Consider the following 17,279-nt stretch of genomic DNA (forward strand, 5'->3'; position numbering starts at 1 on the left):
TTTCCCTTTAACCAAAAAAACGCCTATGCGTTTTAGTTTATGGAGCCGGTGGGAGTCGAACCCACGTCCAAACACCTGCCAGCTTATTTGTCTACAACCATAGGCTATGTCTTGATTTAACTAAGAAACGATACATAGCTCAAATCTTTCCTCAGCGAGTCTGTAGTTCTCTTTTTAACCAGCCAGACAATAGTTAAACGTAGCTTGCTAATCATAAGACTTCCGCCGAAACACAAGCAATCTCGTGGAAGTCACGCAGGCTGGTTTTTAGGCAGCTACTGCGTAAGAATTTGTATTTTTTGCAGTTATATTTAACTGGCATTTTTACATCTGCCGATGAGTCGCAAAATAAGCCGCACAATGCCTGTCGAATCCGTAACGACCCCAAAGCATTATTCTACGAAAATAGTATAGCAAAATACAGAAAAAATAGCAAAAAAATACCCTAATATGTTATCATAATAGTATGAAAATGAAATTAAGCAGGCACTACCTGATACTCCAAAAGACTATCCAGATTTTAGGAATTTTAGCCTTAATTGCTTCTGTCATTCTAGTCATCTGGTTCTATAAATTAGGCATTTTAAATGATAGCAATGCCTTAAAAGATCTGGTTCACCGCCATAGAGTGCTGGGACCTTTAATTTTTATACTCGTTCAGATTTTTCAAATTGTTTTTCCTGTTATTCCGGGCGGCGTTACTACTGTTGCCGGATTTCTGATTTTCGATGTCTGGCTTGGTTTCATTTTAAACTACATTGGCATTATTATTGGCAGTATTTTGCTTTTTCTTTTGGTTAAATGGTTTGGCCGCAAGTTTATTCTGCTATTTATGAAAAGGGAAACTTTTGATAAATATGAGGCAAAGCTAGAAAGCGAAACCTATGAAAAGCTGTTTATTTTTTGTATGCTGTCGCCTGTTTCCCCAGCTGATGTTATGGTCATGATTACCGGTTTGACTGACATGACCCTCAAACGATTTACAACGATTATTGTAATTGCTAAACCTTTATCCATCATTTCATACAGCTATTTTTGGATTTATGGCAGCAAGCTCCTGGAACATTTTTTTAAATAATAGAAAAAATGTGAAAAAGTGCGGGTTGTCATAAACAGCACTTCCTCTCTACTTCATACTTTTCTAAAATTATCACATGCGCAAAAGAGAGCCAGACAGAAAAGCAATCATTCGAAGAATTGCTTTTCTGTCTGGCTCTCTTTTTTGTTGCCCATTTTTTTAAAATCCACCTTGAGGGAATCGAACCCCCATCTCAAGAACCGGAATCTTACGTGATATCCATTACACTAAAGGTGGACAACACTAATAATTATACCATAGTTTTATCAATTTGGCTGCATATTTGACAAAATTATTTTAGGGATAACTACCAATGTTTTTAGTCCAGCTCCAAGACACCTGTATAGAGACGATAGTAGGTGCCTCTTTGCTTCATCAATTCTTTATGATTGCCGCTCTCAATAATACGTCCATGGTCCATAACCATAATGACATCGGAATTCACAATGGCTAACAGACGGTGAGCAATAACAAAGCCTTGCGCAGATTTTTAGCAGAACCGGCAGATGCTTTGGCTCCATATTTGGCAGACTGAATTCCGCAAAACAAAGATAAAAAAGCACAGAGCAGCATTAAAGAACCAAACTTCAAGATATTGCCCATATTTGATGACTTAACGCCATCATTTAAGAGATAGGCCATGACAAAAGGAATAGAAATTTCAAAAATAACTTCAAAGGCCATAAAGGCAGAGGCTAAAATTGAAGGCTTTTTATAATCTTTAATCTCAGCAATAAGAGATTTAAACATATATCCTCCTCTAATGAAAAGATCTAGTCCATAGCAATTAAAAACTTAAAATCAACAAAAAACAAACCCTTGCCCGTCTATTTCAGATAAACTACCAGCCAAACGGGATTGAATCAGTATCTTGATTGATAAAAGCAACCCCTGACCAAATGATCTAGGGGTTGACGTAATTTTTTCATTTTTTATAACTCAATATCACCAAACAAATCAGCCATCGAGAATCCAGTTTGTGTTTCTGGGAGCTCATAATCTTGTTTTTCCTGACGTTTTGGACGGCGAGGACGTGACTGACGTTTTTCTCCGCTGTTTTCATCTTGAGCTGGACGCTCTTCAAGAGCTTTGATTGAAAGCGATACACGTTCATCAGCTGTATTAACATCAAGAACTTTGACAGTTACATCTTGACCGACTGAAAGAACATCTTTTGGATTTTCAACACGTTTGTGCGAAATTTGTGAAATGTGAACCAAGCCATCAATACCTGGAAGAACTTCAACAAAAGCACCGAAGTCTGTCAAACGTTTTACCTTGCCTTCGATAACATCGCCTGCAGCAAGTTTTTGTTCAACACCATCCCATGGTCCAGGAGTTGTCGCCTTAAGAGAAAGTGACACACGACCTGCTTCTTCATCAATGGCCAGAACTTTAACCTGAATTTCTTCACCAACTGTTACAACTGATTTTGGTGACACATTGCGCTCATGTGATAGTTCAGTAACGTGTACCAAACCGTCAACTCCGCCAAGATCAATGAAAGCACCAAAGCTTGTCAAACGAGCAACAGTACCAGTAACAATATCGCCAACAGCAAGTTTTGAGAAGACTTCTTTGCGAGCTTCTTCTGCTGCTGCCTCAACAACATCGCGGCGTGAAAGGATGAAGCGATTTTCTGCAGGATCAACTTCTTTGATCTTAGCTTCAAACTCTTGACCGACAAATTTTTCTGTATTGCGTACGAACCGTGTATCAATCATTGATGCTGGAATAAAACCGCGCAATCCTTCAAACTCAACTGAAAGTCCGCCTTTAACAGCACGAGTTCCCTTGACAGTCACAACTTCGCCTTCGCGGCCAACAAGTTTGTCCCAAGCTTTGCGAGCTTCTAGGCGTTTTTTAGAAACAAGGAAAGTCACTGTATCTGTATCTTTTCCGACAACCTGACGAAGAACAAGCACTTCAACTTTATCGCCCGCTTTCACTAAATCGTTAATATCAGCATTGCGATCATTAGTCAGTTCACGAAGTGTCAATACAGCTTCAACACCTGTTCCATCAATAACAAGGTTTGCTTGTTCACCATCTACAGTTAAAACTTCTGCAGTAACAACATCACCTGGATTTACTTCACTAACACTGTTTAGCAAATCTTCAAATTCATTCATTCTAAAAAAACCTCCGACAAGAAATAAGGCATCTTATTTCTTGATAACAATATATTTTCACAAGGTAACCCGCAAGGACAAACAACAAGGCGCATATCTCTGACGGCCTTAGACTTAGTCTAATACCTCTGACTGGGGTAGCTGGATTCGAACCAGCGCATGAGGGAGTCAAAGTCCCTTGCCTTACCGCTTGGCTATACCCCAAGGATTGATAGTTAAGATAACAATAGTGCAATTGAACACGAGCTAAGCGCTGGGCCAAAAAAGATAAGCCGGTTAGAAAATCAGGATTTTCTATCGCCTTCCTATTTTGACTGGGCGCTTTACGCTCTTTGTATCTTAACAATGGAAGGGGAGGGATTCGAACCCCCGAACCCGAAGGAGCGGATTTACAGTCCGCCGCGTTTAGCCTCTTCGCTACCCTTCCAGCGAGAACTAAAGACTAGTTTATCATAATATCATGTTAAAATCAAGCCTTTTCTTAGTTTAGTTATTCAAATTATAAGCCTCAATAATAGCTTCCACAGCGACTTCTAAATTTTTATGAAAATCTGCAACGTCACCATTTTTAACAGCTGCATATTTTTCATCAATTTCAGCGATTTCGCCGATAACTTTTTTGCCGATTGTCAGCTGATAGCCTGGCAGCTGAGCACCGTTTACTTCAACCTGAGCATCACTGATTTGGATTTCGATTTTCTTATCTTTTTTACGCATAATTTACCTCTCAAATATTTTACACAAAAAAAGAAAAGCTTGCAAGAGCAAGCAAATTTTTTCTTTTTAGTCATTGACCTTGTAAATCCATCCTTCCGGCGCTTCAACATCACCGAACTGGATGCCTGTCAATTCATCATAAAGCTTACGCGTAACAGGTCCTACTTCTGTTTCACTGTAAAAAACATGGAAATCATCACCGTACTGAACACCGCCGATTGGCGAGATAACAGCCGCTGTACCGCAGGCACCAGCTTCAACAAATTTATCCAAGTCATCAATTTTAACATCGCCTTCAATGGCTTTCATGCCGAAACGTTCCTTAGCCAGATAAAGAAGGGAGTATTTAGTGATTGATGGCAGAATAGACGGACTGAGCGGTGTGATAAATTCATTATCTTTTGTAATACCAAAAAAGTTTGCTGAGCCCACTTCTTCAATCTTAGTATGAGTGGCTGGATCAAGGTAAATAACATCTGAAAACTTGTGATCCTGAGCAACCTTTCCTGGCAAGAGACTGGCTGCATAGTTCCCGCCAACCTTGGCTGCACCCGTTCCATGCGGAGCTGCACGGTCGTAATCATCCTGAATCAAGAAATTCGTCGGTGCCAATCCGCCCTTAAAATAGTTGCCAACCGGCATTGCAAAAACTGTAAAAATGTATTCATTTGCCGGATGAACACCGATAACATCACCAACACCAATCAGCAATGGACGCAGATAAAGTGTGGCACCAGTACCATATGGCGGTACATAATCATCATTAGCGCGAACTACCTGCTTAACAGCGTCAACAAATTTATCAGTTGGTACCTGAGGCATTAAGAGACGGTCTGCTGTTCGCTGCAGACGCTCAGCATTCATGTTAGGACGGAACAATTGCACAGAACCGTCTTTGGTGCGATAGGCTTTGAGTCCTTCAAAGGCCTGCTGACCGTAATGAAGAGCCGGTGAGCTTTCTGAAATATGGAGAGTAGCGTCTTCTGTCAATTGCCCTTCGTCCCACTTGCCATCTTTATAATAAGAGATGTAACGAAATGGAAGTTTGTGATATTCAAATCCAAGGTTTTCCCAGTCTAAATCTACTGTCATGTTAAAATCCTCTTTCTTCCTTTATTCTTTTTCTATTGTACGCTTTTCCCTAAAATTTTCAAGTATTTTTTCGTAAAATTCTGAAAATTCCTTAAAAAATAACCACCGTCAAACGGGTGGTCATGATTTGTCACGCACCAAAGGATGCGTGACGGACTTAAAGCCACATAATAAAAGCCAAGCAGTCAAATCACATTTACCGCTTGGCCTTTTAATCATTATTTTGAAGATTCCAATCTCCGTTCGGACTAATAACCTAGAGAATTATCTTTTTTATTGAGCATTTTATCAGCTTCCGGTTCATGAAATCATCAAAGACATGTTTTAGTATGATTTTATTCTGGCAGAAAGAACACCTTCATCTGAAATCGTATCTGAAATGAAACTGCCGTTGCTGGTGCGTTCAGACAGAGACAGCTCAGCTAGATTAACTTCATAGGCCGCCAAAGTCTGGGATTTAACCTCAAGTATTTCTGCCTGCCTATCACTAAAATCTGCTGTTGTAAACAAGTCCAGCTCTTCGGCTTCTGTCTCTGAAAACACCGGTCCGGCCGCAAAGACACGATGCGGCTTGCTCTTAAGTTCACGCAGTACCTGCAGACCTCTTTTAGCCCGGCTGGTAACCGGAATAAGACTGATGACCATCCGCTTTAAGCTGCCTCGCTGAGTCAGGATGTAAATGCTGTCCGTATTAGCAATAAAAGCGCTGGCCAAATAATCGCCATCTTTGAGATTGACAGCCTTAACACCTGCAGCTTTAGGGCCTACAATCGGTACTTCTTCAATGTTGAAGCGCAGAGCGTAGCCCTTGCCGGTAACCAGCATGACATCATCTAATCTGATTGGAGAGACGGCAGCGATTCGATCATCATCGCTTTTTAATTTGGCATACTTGACTGATTTTGTTTTATAGCTGCGCCATGGCGTCAAATCTTTGCGCTCGAAACGCTTGATTTGTCCCAGACGGGTAGCAGCATAATAAGTGCCTTCTTCGAAATGATCCACTAAGTCAACATAGAGAATTTCTTCGTCCGTAGCAAAATTAGTAACAGTCTGACTGAGATGTTCACCGATTTCCTTCCAGCGAATATCAGCCAGTTCATGAACAGGCCGATAAATGACATTGCCCAAGTTGGTAAATAAAAGCAAGCTTTGAGTTGTCTTGGCATTCCTAATAAAGATAGCTTCATCATCGTCGCGTTTGCCTAGCTCTTCAACTGTTGAGGCATTGAAAGAACGCGGACTGGTGCGCTTAATATAACCGCCGCGAGTAACACTGACAAAGGTTTCTTCCTCAACAATAAGGCTGGCTGTATCAATCTCTATCGCCTGTGCCTTAGCCTGCAGTTCTGTCAAACGCGGGCTGGAAAATTTCTTTTTAACTTCACGCAGCTCGCGCTTCATGACATTGTACATGGTGCGTTCATCACCAATGATAGCAGATAAGGTGGTGATTTGTTCACGCAGCGCTGCATCTTCTTCTTCCAAGGTAACAATATCGGTATTGGTTAAGCGATAAAGCTGCAAAGTCACAATAGCTTCGGCCTGCTCCTCGGTAAAGTCGTAGCTGATTTTGAGGTTTTCCTTGGCATCAGCCTTATTCTCAGATGCACGGATAAGAGCGATGACCTCATCCAAGATAGACAAGACCCTGATAAGCCCCTCAACGATGTGCAGACGCTTTTCCGCCTTTTCCTTGTCAAATTTAGACCGCGCCACAATAATGTCCTTACGGTGAGCAATGTAGCTGGATAGCATAGGAATAATGCCCACCTGCCGCGGTGTATAATTATCAATAGCCACCATGTTAAAGTTATAATTGATCTGCAGATCCGTATATTTGAAAAGATAGTTCAAAATAATCTCTTCATCAGCATCTTTTTTGAGCTCAATAGCAATGCGCAGACCATCACGGTCAGACTCATCGCGCACTTCAGCAATGCCAGGTACCTTGTTATTAATACGGATGTCGTCAATCTTTTTAACCAGAATGGCCTTGTTAACCTCATAAGGGATTTCCCTTACGACAATCTGTTTTTTACCGCCTTTGAGGTTCTCGACCTCCGTACGCGAACGGACAGCTACGCGTCCTTTGCCGGTTTCGTATGCTTTGCGGATTTCGTCTTTGCCCTGAATGATAGCTCCCGTCGGAAAATCCGGACCAGGCAGGAATTCCATGAGCTTGTCCAGTTTTGCCTTGGGATGGTCAATCATGTAGACAACAGCATCAATAACCTCAGCTAAATTATGGGGTGGAATATCAGTCGCATAACCTGCTGAAATGCCTGTCGCTCCATTGACGAGGAGATTGGGAAAAGCTGCCGGCAGTACAGTCGGTTCTTTCTCGGTATCATCAAAGTTCCATGCCCAAGGAACGGTGTTTTTGTCAATATCCTGAAGCAGATAGCCTGCAATTTCAGACAGACGGGCTTCGGTATAACGCATGGCAGCTGGCGGGTCGCCGTCCATAGAACCGTTGTTCCCGTGCATTTCAATCAAAGTTTCACGGTTTTTCCAGTCCTGACTCATCCGTACCATGGCATCATAAATCGAACTGTCGCCATGCGGGTGAAAATTACCCATGACATTACCGACAGATTTAGCAGACTTACGAAAGCCTTTGTCATGCGTATTGCCATCCTTATTCATGGAATAAAGAATGCGGCGCTGAACAGGCTTCAGCCCATCACGAATATCAGGCAGCGCCCGTTCCTGAATGATGTATTTGGAGTAGCGACCAAAACGCTCTCCCATGATGTCCTCAAGGGACATGTTTTGAATATTAGACATAATCGTTGTCCTTACAAAATTTTTCGTTTTTCTTTTTAATAGTTGCTTTGGGTGATGCGGACACCAGCAAACCTACGGTTTCATGGCTAAAAATGGAGCCAAAGTCTCTATTTTCCCTCCTACGACGCTCGAAAACGAAATCAATAATATTTCGTTTTCGAGCTAGTGAGTGAGTTAGCTTGTTCGCCCTAGCGGCAAGCATCTTTTCATTGACGCTAAATCGTCTAATGAAAAGTACTCAATCAAAACACCGTCTGTTCTTCCAAGGTAAACTTAACATTATCCTCAATCCACTTACGGCGGGGTTCGACCTTGTCGCCCATGAGAACGGAGACGCGGCGTTCGGCACGCGCCAAATCTTCAATGGTAACACGAATAAGGGTGCGGCTGTCAGGATTCATGGTGGTTTCCCAGAGCTGGTCGGCATTCATTTCACCCAAACCTTTGTAGCGCTGAAGGACAGCACCCTTGCCGAATTTCCTGCGCAGGTCTTCAAGCTCTTGATCGGTCCATGCGTATTCAACTACTTCTTTAGCTCCCCTGCCTTTAGACATCTTGTAGAGCGGTGGCAGAGCAATATAGACATGGCCTGCTTCAACCAAAGGTCGCATATAGCGGTAAAAGAAGGTTAAAAGTAAGGTCTGGATATGGGCACCGTCCGTATCAGCATCGGTCATAATAATGATTTTATCATAATTGGAATCGTCAACTTTAAAATCAGCCCCGACGCCGGCACCAATGGTATAAATCATGGTATTGATTTCTTCATTTTTAATAATATCTGCCATCTTAGCTTTGGCGGTATTGAGCACTTTCCCGCGCAAAGGCAAAATAGCCTGAAACTTCCGGTCCCGTCCTTGTTTGGCTGAGCCGCCGGCAGAGTCTCCTTCGACCAGATACAGTTCATTTTTCTTGGGATTCTTGGACTGAGCAGGCGTTAGTTTCCCTGACAGCAGCCCCTTATCTTTTTTATTTTTCTTGCCATTGCGGCTCTCATCTCTGGCTTTACGGGCAGCTTCTCTGGCATCTCTGGCTTTAATGGCCTTACGGACAAGATTGGAAGCCAGCTCGCCATTTTCCATGAGAAAGAAGGTTAGCTTATCAGACACCAAACTGTCAACAATAGGACGAGCCAAAGGACTGCCCAATTTATCCTTGGTCTGTCCTTCAAACTGCAGATGCTCCTCCGGAACCAAAATGGACAGGACTGCAGACAGGCCTTCACGATAATCCGAACCTTCTAAATTTTTATCTTTTTCTTTCAGCAGACCGGTCTTTCTGGCGTAATCATTCATAGCCTTGGTAATGGCAGATTTCAAGCCCGTTTCATGGGTTCCTCCGTCCTTGGTCCGAACGTTATTGACAAAAGAAAGGATATTATCTGAAAACCCATCATTGTACTGCAGAGCAACTTCTACCTGAAAATCGGACTCTTCGCCTTCAAAGTAAATAACCGGTGTCAGTGTTTCCTTGTCTTCATTGAGATACTCAACAAAGTCCTGAACACCGTTTTCATAATGAAACTCCGCATGCAGGGCTTCTTCCGGCCGCTCATCGGTCAATGTCAGCGTCACATTTTTGAGCAGGAAAGCCGACTCATTAAGACGCTCGGCAATCGTATTATAAACAAAATTGGTCGTTGAAAAGATACTTGCATCCGGCATAAAAGTGACTTTGGTGCCGCTTTTAGATTTTGGCGCTGTTCCAATCTTCTTCAAGGTTGTTGCCGGCTTGCCGCCGTTTTCAAAACGCTGCTTATAGACAGTGCCGTCTCTGGTAATTTCAACTTCTAACCAGCTGGATAAGGCATTAACAACCGATGAGCCGACACCGTGCAGACCGCCGGATGTCTTGTAGCCGCCCTGACCAAATTTACCGCCCGCATGCAGCACGGTAAAAATGACTTCAACGGTAGGAATCCCCATGGCATGCATTCCTGTCGGCATCCCGCGGCCGCTGTCAGCAACTGACAGGGAACCATCTTTATTAATAGTCACATCAATACGCTCACCAAACCCTGACAGGGCTTCATCGACTGCATTGTCAACAATTTCCCATACCAAGTGGTGTAAGCCCGTGCCGTCAGTTGAGCCGATGTACATTCCCGGCCGCTTACGGACAGCATCTAACCCTTCTAATACCTGAATGGCATCATCATTGTAATTAGTAATTGTAATTTCTTTTTTAGCCAAAACTGACCTCCGATTATTTCATCTTTTTTATCTTACAAGTTTTTTGGAAATTTTGCAAAGTTATTTTTGAAAATCAAGAGATTTTCCCAAAATGATTTGATATAATGTTTTTATGAAAGTCATTATGTTTTTAATTATTGCCTACTTACTGGGTTCTATCCCTACCGGACTATGGATTGGCAAGTATTTTTACGGAAAAAATCTAAGAGACTACGGCAGCGGCAACATGGGGACAACCAACACATTTCGTGTTCTTGGTCCCAAAGCGGGTTCTGTAACCTTTATCATTGATATGCTAAAAGGAACTTTGGCTACGGTACTGCCAATGATTTTTGGAGTCAGCGGTGTAACTCCGCTGCTCTTTGGCTTTTTTGCCATCTTGGGACATACTTTTCCCATCTTTGCCGGATTTAAAGGCGGCAAGGCCGTCGCAACCAGTGCAGGAATTCTGCTTGGCTTAGCACCGCTGTTCCTTCTTTATCTCTTAATTATTTTTACAGTTGTTCTCTATTTATCCAGCATGATTTCTCTGGCCAGTGTTACAGCTGCTGCTGCTGCTATCATCAGCGCTTTAATTTTTCCGGCCTTTCATTTTCTCATACCATTTTATGACTGGCTCTTCACCGGAATTATTATTCTGATTGCAGGAATTATCATTGTCCGCCACAAGGATAATATGATCCGTATCAAAGAAAAAAATGAAAATTTAGTCCCTTGGGGGTTAAATCTGACCCATCAAAAAAAGAAGGCTGAGTAACCTTCTTTTTTTATTTGGTAAAATACGCTAATACTCAGTAAAAATCAAAACCAGACTAGGCGACACAGATGCAGACAGAACTGCCTTCATCAAATCAAGGCAACAAGGTCTGAGTTTGATTTTCAAAGAGTATAAACAGCAAAATATCCCAGACGATTCAGGCAGACTACCATAAGATGGCCTATTTCCTATAAGTCTTACGGCCAATACCGTACAGGCCATATCCCATTAAAGAAATACCTGCTAAAAGAGCAAAGGCTGATTCTTGACCATTAGTCTGCGGCAGACGCTTGCTGAGCCGATAAGAGCCATTCTGATAAGAATAGGCAGGATGAGAAAGGGCCGCTTTTTGGCTTCTTTGGTAGCGGACAGCAAGTTTTACAGGTTCACTGGTGCGTAAAAGAGCCATCGGAACAGTATGATTTTCCTTTTCCGGTAAATTAGAATGCGACTGCTCAGCTGCTTGATTTGGATAACTCTTTGGATCTTTAAAAGAGGTTCCTGCAAGGGCTTCGGCTAAGTCTGTGAAACCATCACCATCACTGTCTTTCACCGAAGATAGTGAAATAAGCCTAGAATTAGGATTAATGACAGCGTATTGCGTCAAATCAGCCTTAGCCAAATAATCTGCAAAAACAGTATCCATAGACGGTCCTTCTTCGCGGCTGCCGCCCAGCATGGTATAACCATCTCCACCTGCTGCTAGGAAATCATTGGTTACCAGATAGTAAGTTGCTGCTGTGTCCAAAGGTTTATAAGTCTTTGATTCTGGATCTAAGATATCAATATGAAGGATGCGTTTTTCTGGTTTCAGATTAGTATCATAATACACTTTAGCTCCCGCGACCTGTAAAAAGCCGCCGCTTGGTTCCATCAATGGCTGAGCGTTTTCATCAAGAACTGGATTCCCTTGACTGTCCACTTGTAAAATGGATCCTAAAGATTTAAGGAACATGTCTTTAATGCTCTGCCCTTTTACGGCAATCTGCGAAACGGTGTTGCCAAAAGGCAGAACAGCAATAATATCCCCTTTTGTAACCGGCTTATTCCTAGCAATTGTCTCCCGCAGACCGCCGCCATTAGTCACGGCCAAATGAGATTTGTGGGAAAAACCTGTCTGTCCATAATCCAATAAAGCATCTGCGACAGCATTGCCAAGATTAGTCTCCCGGACACGTACATTTGTCCGTTCACCGTTGAGTTCAACAGGGCTGTTAGGAATGACGACAGTCGCGCTGTCAGCCTTGTAAGCAGCATCAATCTTGTCTACCATGGCCTGAACGGTCGGATCAGGCTGAACTGAACTTATATCCTCAGCACTTAATAGGGCATTGCTCAGCACTTCTTTTGAATTCAATTTGATAAGGCCGACATTATTTAAGTAGCTGCCAGTCTGATTATAGATGACATTGCCATAAACGGCTGTTTTAGCTGTATGAGAGTGCCCGTCAAGAACGATAACATTTTTTCCAGCCAACAAACTATTCTTAGCCAAAGCCTGAGCCAGACTGTCTCCGCGCCATTCTGATTTTGTTGTTGTATCAACTCCCAGATGAGCTAGGATAATATAATTCTGATAGGATTTTCCTTCTGCTCTGGCCTGTGCTTCAGTCTGAGCAATAACATTGTTAACCTCGGTAATGGGATCAGTAAAAGTCACACCGACAACATTGCGTGGATGAGTTTTAGTCGCTGTTTCAGGTGTTGTAACACCGATAACCACATACTCATCCCCATCAATCTTTTTATTTTTGTCAATAACGGTTGAAGCCTCAAAAAGCCGTACACCATTGACATAAATATTAGAGCTGATAATGGGAAAGGTCATCTTCTGACTCAGCGTTTTCAGCTGATTCAAGCCAAAATCAAACTCATGGTTGCCAACCGTCATGGCATCATAACCGGCAGCATTCATAAGGGCAACCGCGTCTGTTCCCTGACTGTTATTGGTAATGGGCAGTCCTTGAGTCGCATCTCCCGAATCTAACAGCAAGGTAGTACCTTGCTGCCGAGAATCATTGGCAAGACCTGCTAATTTGGGCATACCGATAACACCGCTGCCGCTGTCTTCAAGAAAGCGCCCATGAATATCATTAGTGTGCAAAATCGTTACCGACGCATCATCCCTAGAATCAGAAGCCGGAGCTGCAATCCTTGCTGGTTCTGAAGAAGATGTAAGTTCTTCTGCTGGCTGAGCTGCTTCTTCTGAAACACTTGATACTGAAGTTTGCGGCTGACTGGCAGTGTCTGGCTCTGCTAGTTCAGACACTGCCGTTGTAACAGCATTTGACTGGACGCTTTCGTCTGGTATCTGTTCTGTCTGGGCACTGACAGCCGGAACCTGTTCACTGTCAGTGTTAACTGCCACAGATGTCTCATCTGCATAAGCATGCATAGACAAAAGAGCAGTTGATAAAAACAAAGTTGGTACAAGTAAAGCTTTTCTTTTCATACAATCCCTCCGGTTAAGTTATAGCATAGTAATCTTTCTTTTCTAAATTTTTAGAAAGGCCTGAAAATTTATCCTATCATCCATCTGTACAGTCAAAATGGGGCGGACTTTACTGTCCTAATCCTATTTTTCAGGCTTGATAAACAATTTGACCGCCGCAGATTGTATATTTGACTTGTCCTTTTAATGTTTCCCCAATAAAAGGCGAATTGGCAGCCTTAGACGCAAAATTTTCCGAAATCAAGCGCTCTTCTTTATCAGCAAAGATGACAAGATCTGCCGGTCCGCCTTCAGCTAAATAGCCTGCATCAAAATCATAAAGCTGTGCTGGATTGATGGTCATCTTAGCTAAAAAGTCCATCAAACTAAGATGCCCTGCCTCTACCAAATAAGTCAATCCCAATGAGAGAGATGTTTCCAAACCTGTCATTCCTGATGGTGCCTTGGTAACATCTGCTGTATTTTTTTCATCCGCATGATGGGGAGCATGATCTGTTGCAATGACAGAAATAACACCTGATTTGAGCCCTTCAATAACCGCAAGACGGTCTGATTCTAAACGAAGCGGCGGATTCATCTTAGCATTAGCTCCTTTTTCTAACAAAAGATTTTCAGTCTTGGAGAAATGCTGCGGTGCCGCTTCTGCTGTTACCTGAGCACCCAGTTTTTGTGCAAATTCAACCACTTTGACAGACTCCGCTTTGGACAGATGCTGAATATGAATATGAGCCTGTCTGTCATAAGCAATCATGACATCACGCGCAATCATGCTGTACTCAGCCACACCTGTTGCTCCGCAGATTTTAAAATGCTCCTTGGCAATCTTTTCGTTAAAGCCTAAAATACCGTTTAATTCTGGATCTTCTTCATGAAGACTGATAAAGGTATCATTTTTCTTAGCCAAATCCAGAGCTTCCTTAACAACCTTAGAGCTTGTCAAAGGAATCCCGTCATCTGAAAAACCAACGGCTCCTGCTTTTAGAAGTGCTTCAAAGTCAGTCAAATGCTGACCATCAAAATTTTTAGTAATGGTCGCTACAGACTTAATGTTAATCTTTTCTTTAACAGCACTTTCCAAAACTTCTGTCAAGGTCTCAACATCAGAAATCGTTGGTGTTGTATTAGCCATCATGACAACTGTCGTTACCCCGCCAGCTGCTGCTGCCAAAGCTCCCGTATGAATATCTTCTTTATGGGTCTGGCCGGGTTCCCGAAAATGGACGTGGACATCAACTAAGCCGGGAGCTACAACAAGCCCTTTGGCATCAATAACCTGAGCGTCTGCAGCTTCAATATTTTCTGCAATCTTGACGACTTTTTTGCCATCAAGCAAGACATCCGCTAGCTGATCAAGACCAGACTTAGGATCAAGAACACGACCGTTTTTAATTAATAACATAATATCTCCTTACTTAAGCCAATCAATAGGTTCCAAACCTTGACTGATTAAAAAATCATTCGTCCGCGAAAAAGGTTTACTGCCAAAAAATCCTCGATGAGCAGACAAAGGGCTAGGATGCGGCGACTCAATAATATGATGAATAGAGTTAGTAATAAGTGCCTTCTTCTTACGGGCAAAACCGCCCCAAAGGATAAAGACAACAGGTGTCTCTTTCTGGTTAACAACCTTAATGACAGCATCTGTAAAAGGCTCCCAGATTCCGTTCGCATGGGCATTAGCCTGATGTTCAGGAACTGTCAAACTAGCATTGAGCAAAAGCACACCTTGCTTGGCCCAAGAGGTCAAATCATGACTTGGTTTTTGTCCTATATCATCTGCTAATTCCTTTAAAATATTTTGGAGAGACGGCGGAGCAGGGACTTGATCGGGTACAGAAAAAGATAATCCCTGCGCCTGATTGGGTCCATGATAAGGATCCTGACCAATAATGACAACCTTGACCTTATCCAAAGGCGTGGTCTGAATGGCATTAAAGACCTTGTTTCTAGGCGGGTAAATAACACCTTGCGCATAAACTTCATTCATAAAATGATTAATCTGAGCAAAGTAACCTTCCGGCAGTTCTCTCTTAATCAAATCATGCCAAGCGGAATGTTCCATACATTTCTCCTTACTAAGTTCATCAATAAACACTGAGTTTTGCCTCTAAATGATTTTGAAAGATTTCAAATAAAAAGCAAAGCAGCCAATAAATAAAAGCAATCAGAATATACATAGACATGTAGTCATACTCACGGCCGCCGATAATTTTTGCATTTTGGAAGATATCCGGCACTGTAATCATAGCCGCTAAAGAAGAGCTCTTAAGCATATCCAGCATAACATTTCCCAAAGGCGGAATGGCAATCCGAAAGGCTTGCGGTAAAATAATACTTTTTAAAATAGATTTGGCAGGCAGGCCAAGAGACCTAGCTGCTTCCCATTGCCCCTTATCTACTGCTGATATGGAAGAGCGAAAGATTTCGGCTATATAGGCAGCGCTGACTGTGCTAAAACCAATATAAGCACAGAGTAAGGCAGGCAGCTGCACCTCAAAATAAGGCAGACCAAAATAAAGGACAAATAAAACAACAAGCATAGGAACGCCGCGCATAATAGAAATATATATCCGCGCAAAAGATCTGAACCAAGAATTCTTAGACATCCTCAGGAAAGAAATAATGATTCCCAAAAGACAGCCTGTCAGAAAGCTAAGTACCGAGATACCTAAGGTATATGGAATCCCCGTCAAAACAAAAAATAAACTTTTGACGATTAACTGAAAATTAATAAACATGAATTTGGAGTTTCCTTCTGCCGAAAGCTGTGCTTATACTCAATGAAAATCAAAATCAGACTAGGCGACGCAGACACAAGCAGAACTGTCTTCATCAAATCAAGACAAGAACGTCTGAGTTTGATTTTTGAAAAGTATTAATTGCATTCGTTAACGCTTATTAAACCTATTGTAACAAATTTTCAAACAGCATTCCAGTTAAGAAAAAAAGACAAAATAAAAGGAGTGGGACAAAAGAATCCCAACCCCGATTTTTTATAGTCATTATTTCTTGACGCAGCGCTTGGTTGGACAGATCTATTCCTTACTGTACAAGTGATAGCTCCAACAGTTTGGGGAACTGTTGGAGGTTATCTAATCCCATGAACGATAGTTCATATCAATCCCTAACCAACTGTACGGAGAGACGATCAAATCAGATTCTTTGCATTACTGATTTCTGTCCCATTCTCCTTTTCTCAGTCAATTTTAGAAATATCAATTTTCTTGTAGTTATTCTGGCGCTTTTTCGTCACATCTTCTCCTTGGAAGAATTTTTTAGATAGTTTTGAAAGACTTCCGTCCTTGCGCATATCTTTCATAGCCTTATTAATTTTCTTTTGCAATACTTTATTTTTCAAGGACAGTGTGAAACTTGTGCTGTAAGGGTTAGCATAAATCCCCTTATTTATTTTGACAGGATATTTATCCTTGACTGCTGCAACGGCCATTTTCTGCAGATAATAATCATTGATAATCACATCTGTGCGGCCATCAACCAAATCTTTCATGTAAACATCATTGGTTACATTGTCATAGACAACTAATTTTGCCCCTAATTTTTTAGCAATCTTCATATAATTAGTGCTGGCTGCTCCAGCGGCTTTCTTCCCTTTGATATCTGACCAAGAATGAATGCCTGAGTCATCCTTAGAACGAACAACCATTGATGTAAAAGAATATTTGTAGGGAGACGTCCTCAAAAATTTGCTGATATTCTTGTTGCCATCCTCTAAAGAGAAATTGGCGATATCAACTTGACCGCTCTTGACAGCTGTCAGCATGCCATCGACACCCATTTCAGTAAATTGGATCTTTAATCCTAAACGTTTTCCTATCTCTTTAAGAATCTCAACATCATAACCAGTCAGTTTATTATTGTCATCGTGATAAGACTGCGGATAAAGCGTTCCTGCAGTAGCCACTTTAAGAGTCCCTCTCTTTTCAATCTTATCCCAATTCCTCTGTCCAGAACTTGAAGATTGGGAACAGGCAGCTAGAAAGACAGCTGCCATTAAGAGACCCAAAGCAGTGAAAATTTTCTTTTTCATTGTGTATTTTCTCCTTAAATG

General features: G+C 42.0%; 13 protein-coding genes, 3 tRNA genes, 1 other RNA gene and 1 pseudogene. 2 read left to right on the forward strand and 16 right to left on the reverse strand.

Features of this window, described 5'->3' with window-relative positions; all coding sequences use genetic code 11:
• Window positions 1-37: 37 nt before the first annotated feature.
• Window positions 38-386, reverse strand: a transfer-messenger RNA (tmRNA) gene (ssrA, locus tag SRA_RS09965).
• Between the two features lie 80 nt (window positions 387-466).
• On the opposite strand from ssrA, the gene SRA_RS05540 reads away from it, so the two are divergent.
• Entirely contained in the window at window positions 467-1,078 is a 612-nt protein-coding gene (locus SRA_RS05540) for a TVP38/TMEM64 family protein (RefSeq protein ID WP_003090979.1), read from the forward strand.
• Window positions 1,079-1,243: 165 nt separating this feature from the next.
• Here the strand turns inward: SRA_RS05540 and SRA_RS05545 are convergent.
• The 10 genes and pseudogenes from SRA_RS05545 to parE all read right to left on the reverse strand — a co-directional run bounded on the left by SRA_RS05545 (window position 1,244) and on the right by parE (window position 10,001).
• Window positions 1,244-1,315 (reverse strand) — tRNA-Arg (locus tag SRA_RS05545).
• An 82-nt stretch (window positions 1,316-1,397) separates the two neighbouring features.
• Window positions 1,398-1,499, reverse strand: coding sequence for an ABC transporter ATP-binding protein/permease (locus tag SRA_RS09970; RefSeq protein WP_126417936.1), 102 nt, complete (start codon window positions 1,497-1,499; stop codon window positions 1,398-1,400).
• Window positions 1,500-1,549: 50 nt separating this feature from the next.
• A pseudogene (locus SRA_RS05550) lies at window positions 1,550-1,828 on the reverse strand (ABC transporter ATP-binding protein); the annotation flags it as partial.
• A 182-nt stretch (window positions 1,829-2,010) separates the two neighbouring features.
• Complete coding sequence (rpsA, locus tag SRA_RS05555; protein ID WP_003088552.1) at window positions 2,011-3,210, reverse strand: 30S ribosomal protein S1; 1,200 nt, start codon at window positions 3,208-3,210, stop codon at window positions 2,011-2,013.
• A gap of 132 nt (window positions 3,211-3,342) precedes the next feature.
• Window positions 3,343-3,414: transfer RNA gene (locus tag SRA_RS05560), tRNA-Gln, on the reverse strand.
• 142 nt (window positions 3,415-3,556) lie between these two features.
• Window positions 3,557-3,637, reverse strand: a tRNA-Tyr gene (locus tag SRA_RS05565).
• A gap of 59 nt (window positions 3,638-3,696) precedes the next feature.
• A complete protein-coding gene (locus SRA_RS05570; protein ID WP_003088554.1) occupies window positions 3,697-3,927 on the reverse strand; it encodes a DUF2969 domain-containing protein in 231 nt (76 codons plus the stop codon).
• Window positions 3,928-3,993: 66 nt separating this feature from the next.
• Window positions 3,994-5,019 carry a branched-chain amino acid aminotransferase gene (locus SRA_RS05575; protein WP_003088556.1) on the reverse strand — a complete coding sequence of 342 codons (1,026 nt, stop codon included), beginning with the start codon at window positions 5,017-5,019 and terminating at the stop codon, window positions 3,994-3,996.
• 324 nt (window positions 5,020-5,343) lie between these two features.
• Window positions 5,344-7,809, reverse strand: a complete 2,466-nt coding sequence (parC, locus tag SRA_RS05580; RefSeq protein ID WP_003088558.1) for a DNA topoisomerase IV subunit A — start codon at window positions 7,807-7,809, stop codon at window positions 5,344-5,346.
• A 242-nt stretch (window positions 7,810-8,051) separates the two neighbouring features.
• A complete protein-coding gene (gene parE, locus SRA_RS05590; protein WP_003088562.1) occupies window positions 8,052-10,001 on the reverse strand; it encodes a DNA topoisomerase IV subunit B in 1,950 nt (649 codons plus the stop codon).
• Between the two features lie 112 nt (window positions 10,002-10,113).
• Between parE and plsY the strand changes: the two genes are divergently transcribed.
• Window positions 10,114-10,758 carry a glycerol-3-phosphate 1-O-acyltransferase PlsY gene (gene plsY / locus SRA_RS05595; protein ID WP_003090956.1) on the forward strand — a complete coding sequence of 215 codons (645 nt, stop codon included), beginning with the start codon at window positions 10,114-10,116 and terminating at the stop codon, window positions 10,756-10,758.
• Window positions 10,759-10,939: 181 nt separating this feature from the next.
• On the opposite strand, the gene nt5e is transcribed toward plsY, so the two are convergent.
• From nt5e to SRA_RS05620, 5 genes are all read right to left on the reverse strand, one after another.
• Window positions 10,940-13,210, reverse strand: coding sequence for a cell surface ecto-5'-nucleotidase Nt5e (gene nt5e, locus SRA_RS05600; RefSeq protein ID WP_003088565.1), 2,271 nt, complete (start codon window positions 13,208-13,210; stop codon window positions 10,940-10,942).
• A 130-nt stretch (window positions 13,211-13,340) separates the two neighbouring features.
• Window positions 13,341-14,609 carry a dihydroorotase gene (locus SRA_RS05605; RefSeq protein ID WP_003088568.1) on the reverse strand — a complete coding sequence of 423 codons (1,269 nt, stop codon included), beginning with the start codon at window positions 14,607-14,609 and terminating at the stop codon, window positions 13,341-13,343.
• A 9-nt stretch (window positions 14,610-14,618) separates the two neighbouring features.
• Complete coding sequence (locus SRA_RS05610) at window positions 14,619-15,272, reverse strand: uracil-DNA glycosylase (RefSeq protein WP_003088569.1); 654 nt, start codon at window positions 15,270-15,272, stop codon at window positions 14,619-14,621.
• Between the two features lie 22 nt (window positions 15,273-15,294).
• A complete protein-coding gene (locus tag SRA_RS05615) occupies window positions 15,295-15,948 on the reverse strand; it encodes an amino acid ABC transporter permease (protein WP_003088571.1) in 654 nt (217 codons plus the stop codon).
• 458 nt (window positions 15,949-16,406) lie between these two features.
• Entirely contained in the window at window positions 16,407-17,258 is an 852-nt protein-coding gene (locus SRA_RS05620; protein WP_003088574.1) for a transporter substrate-binding domain-containing protein, read from the reverse strand.
• Window positions 17,259-17,279: the final 21 nt, after the last annotated feature.

The organism is Streptococcus ratti FA-1 = DSM 20564 (assembly GCF_000286075.1).
GTDB lineage: Bacteria > Bacillota > Bacilli > Lactobacillales > Streptococcaceae > Streptococcus > Streptococcus ratti.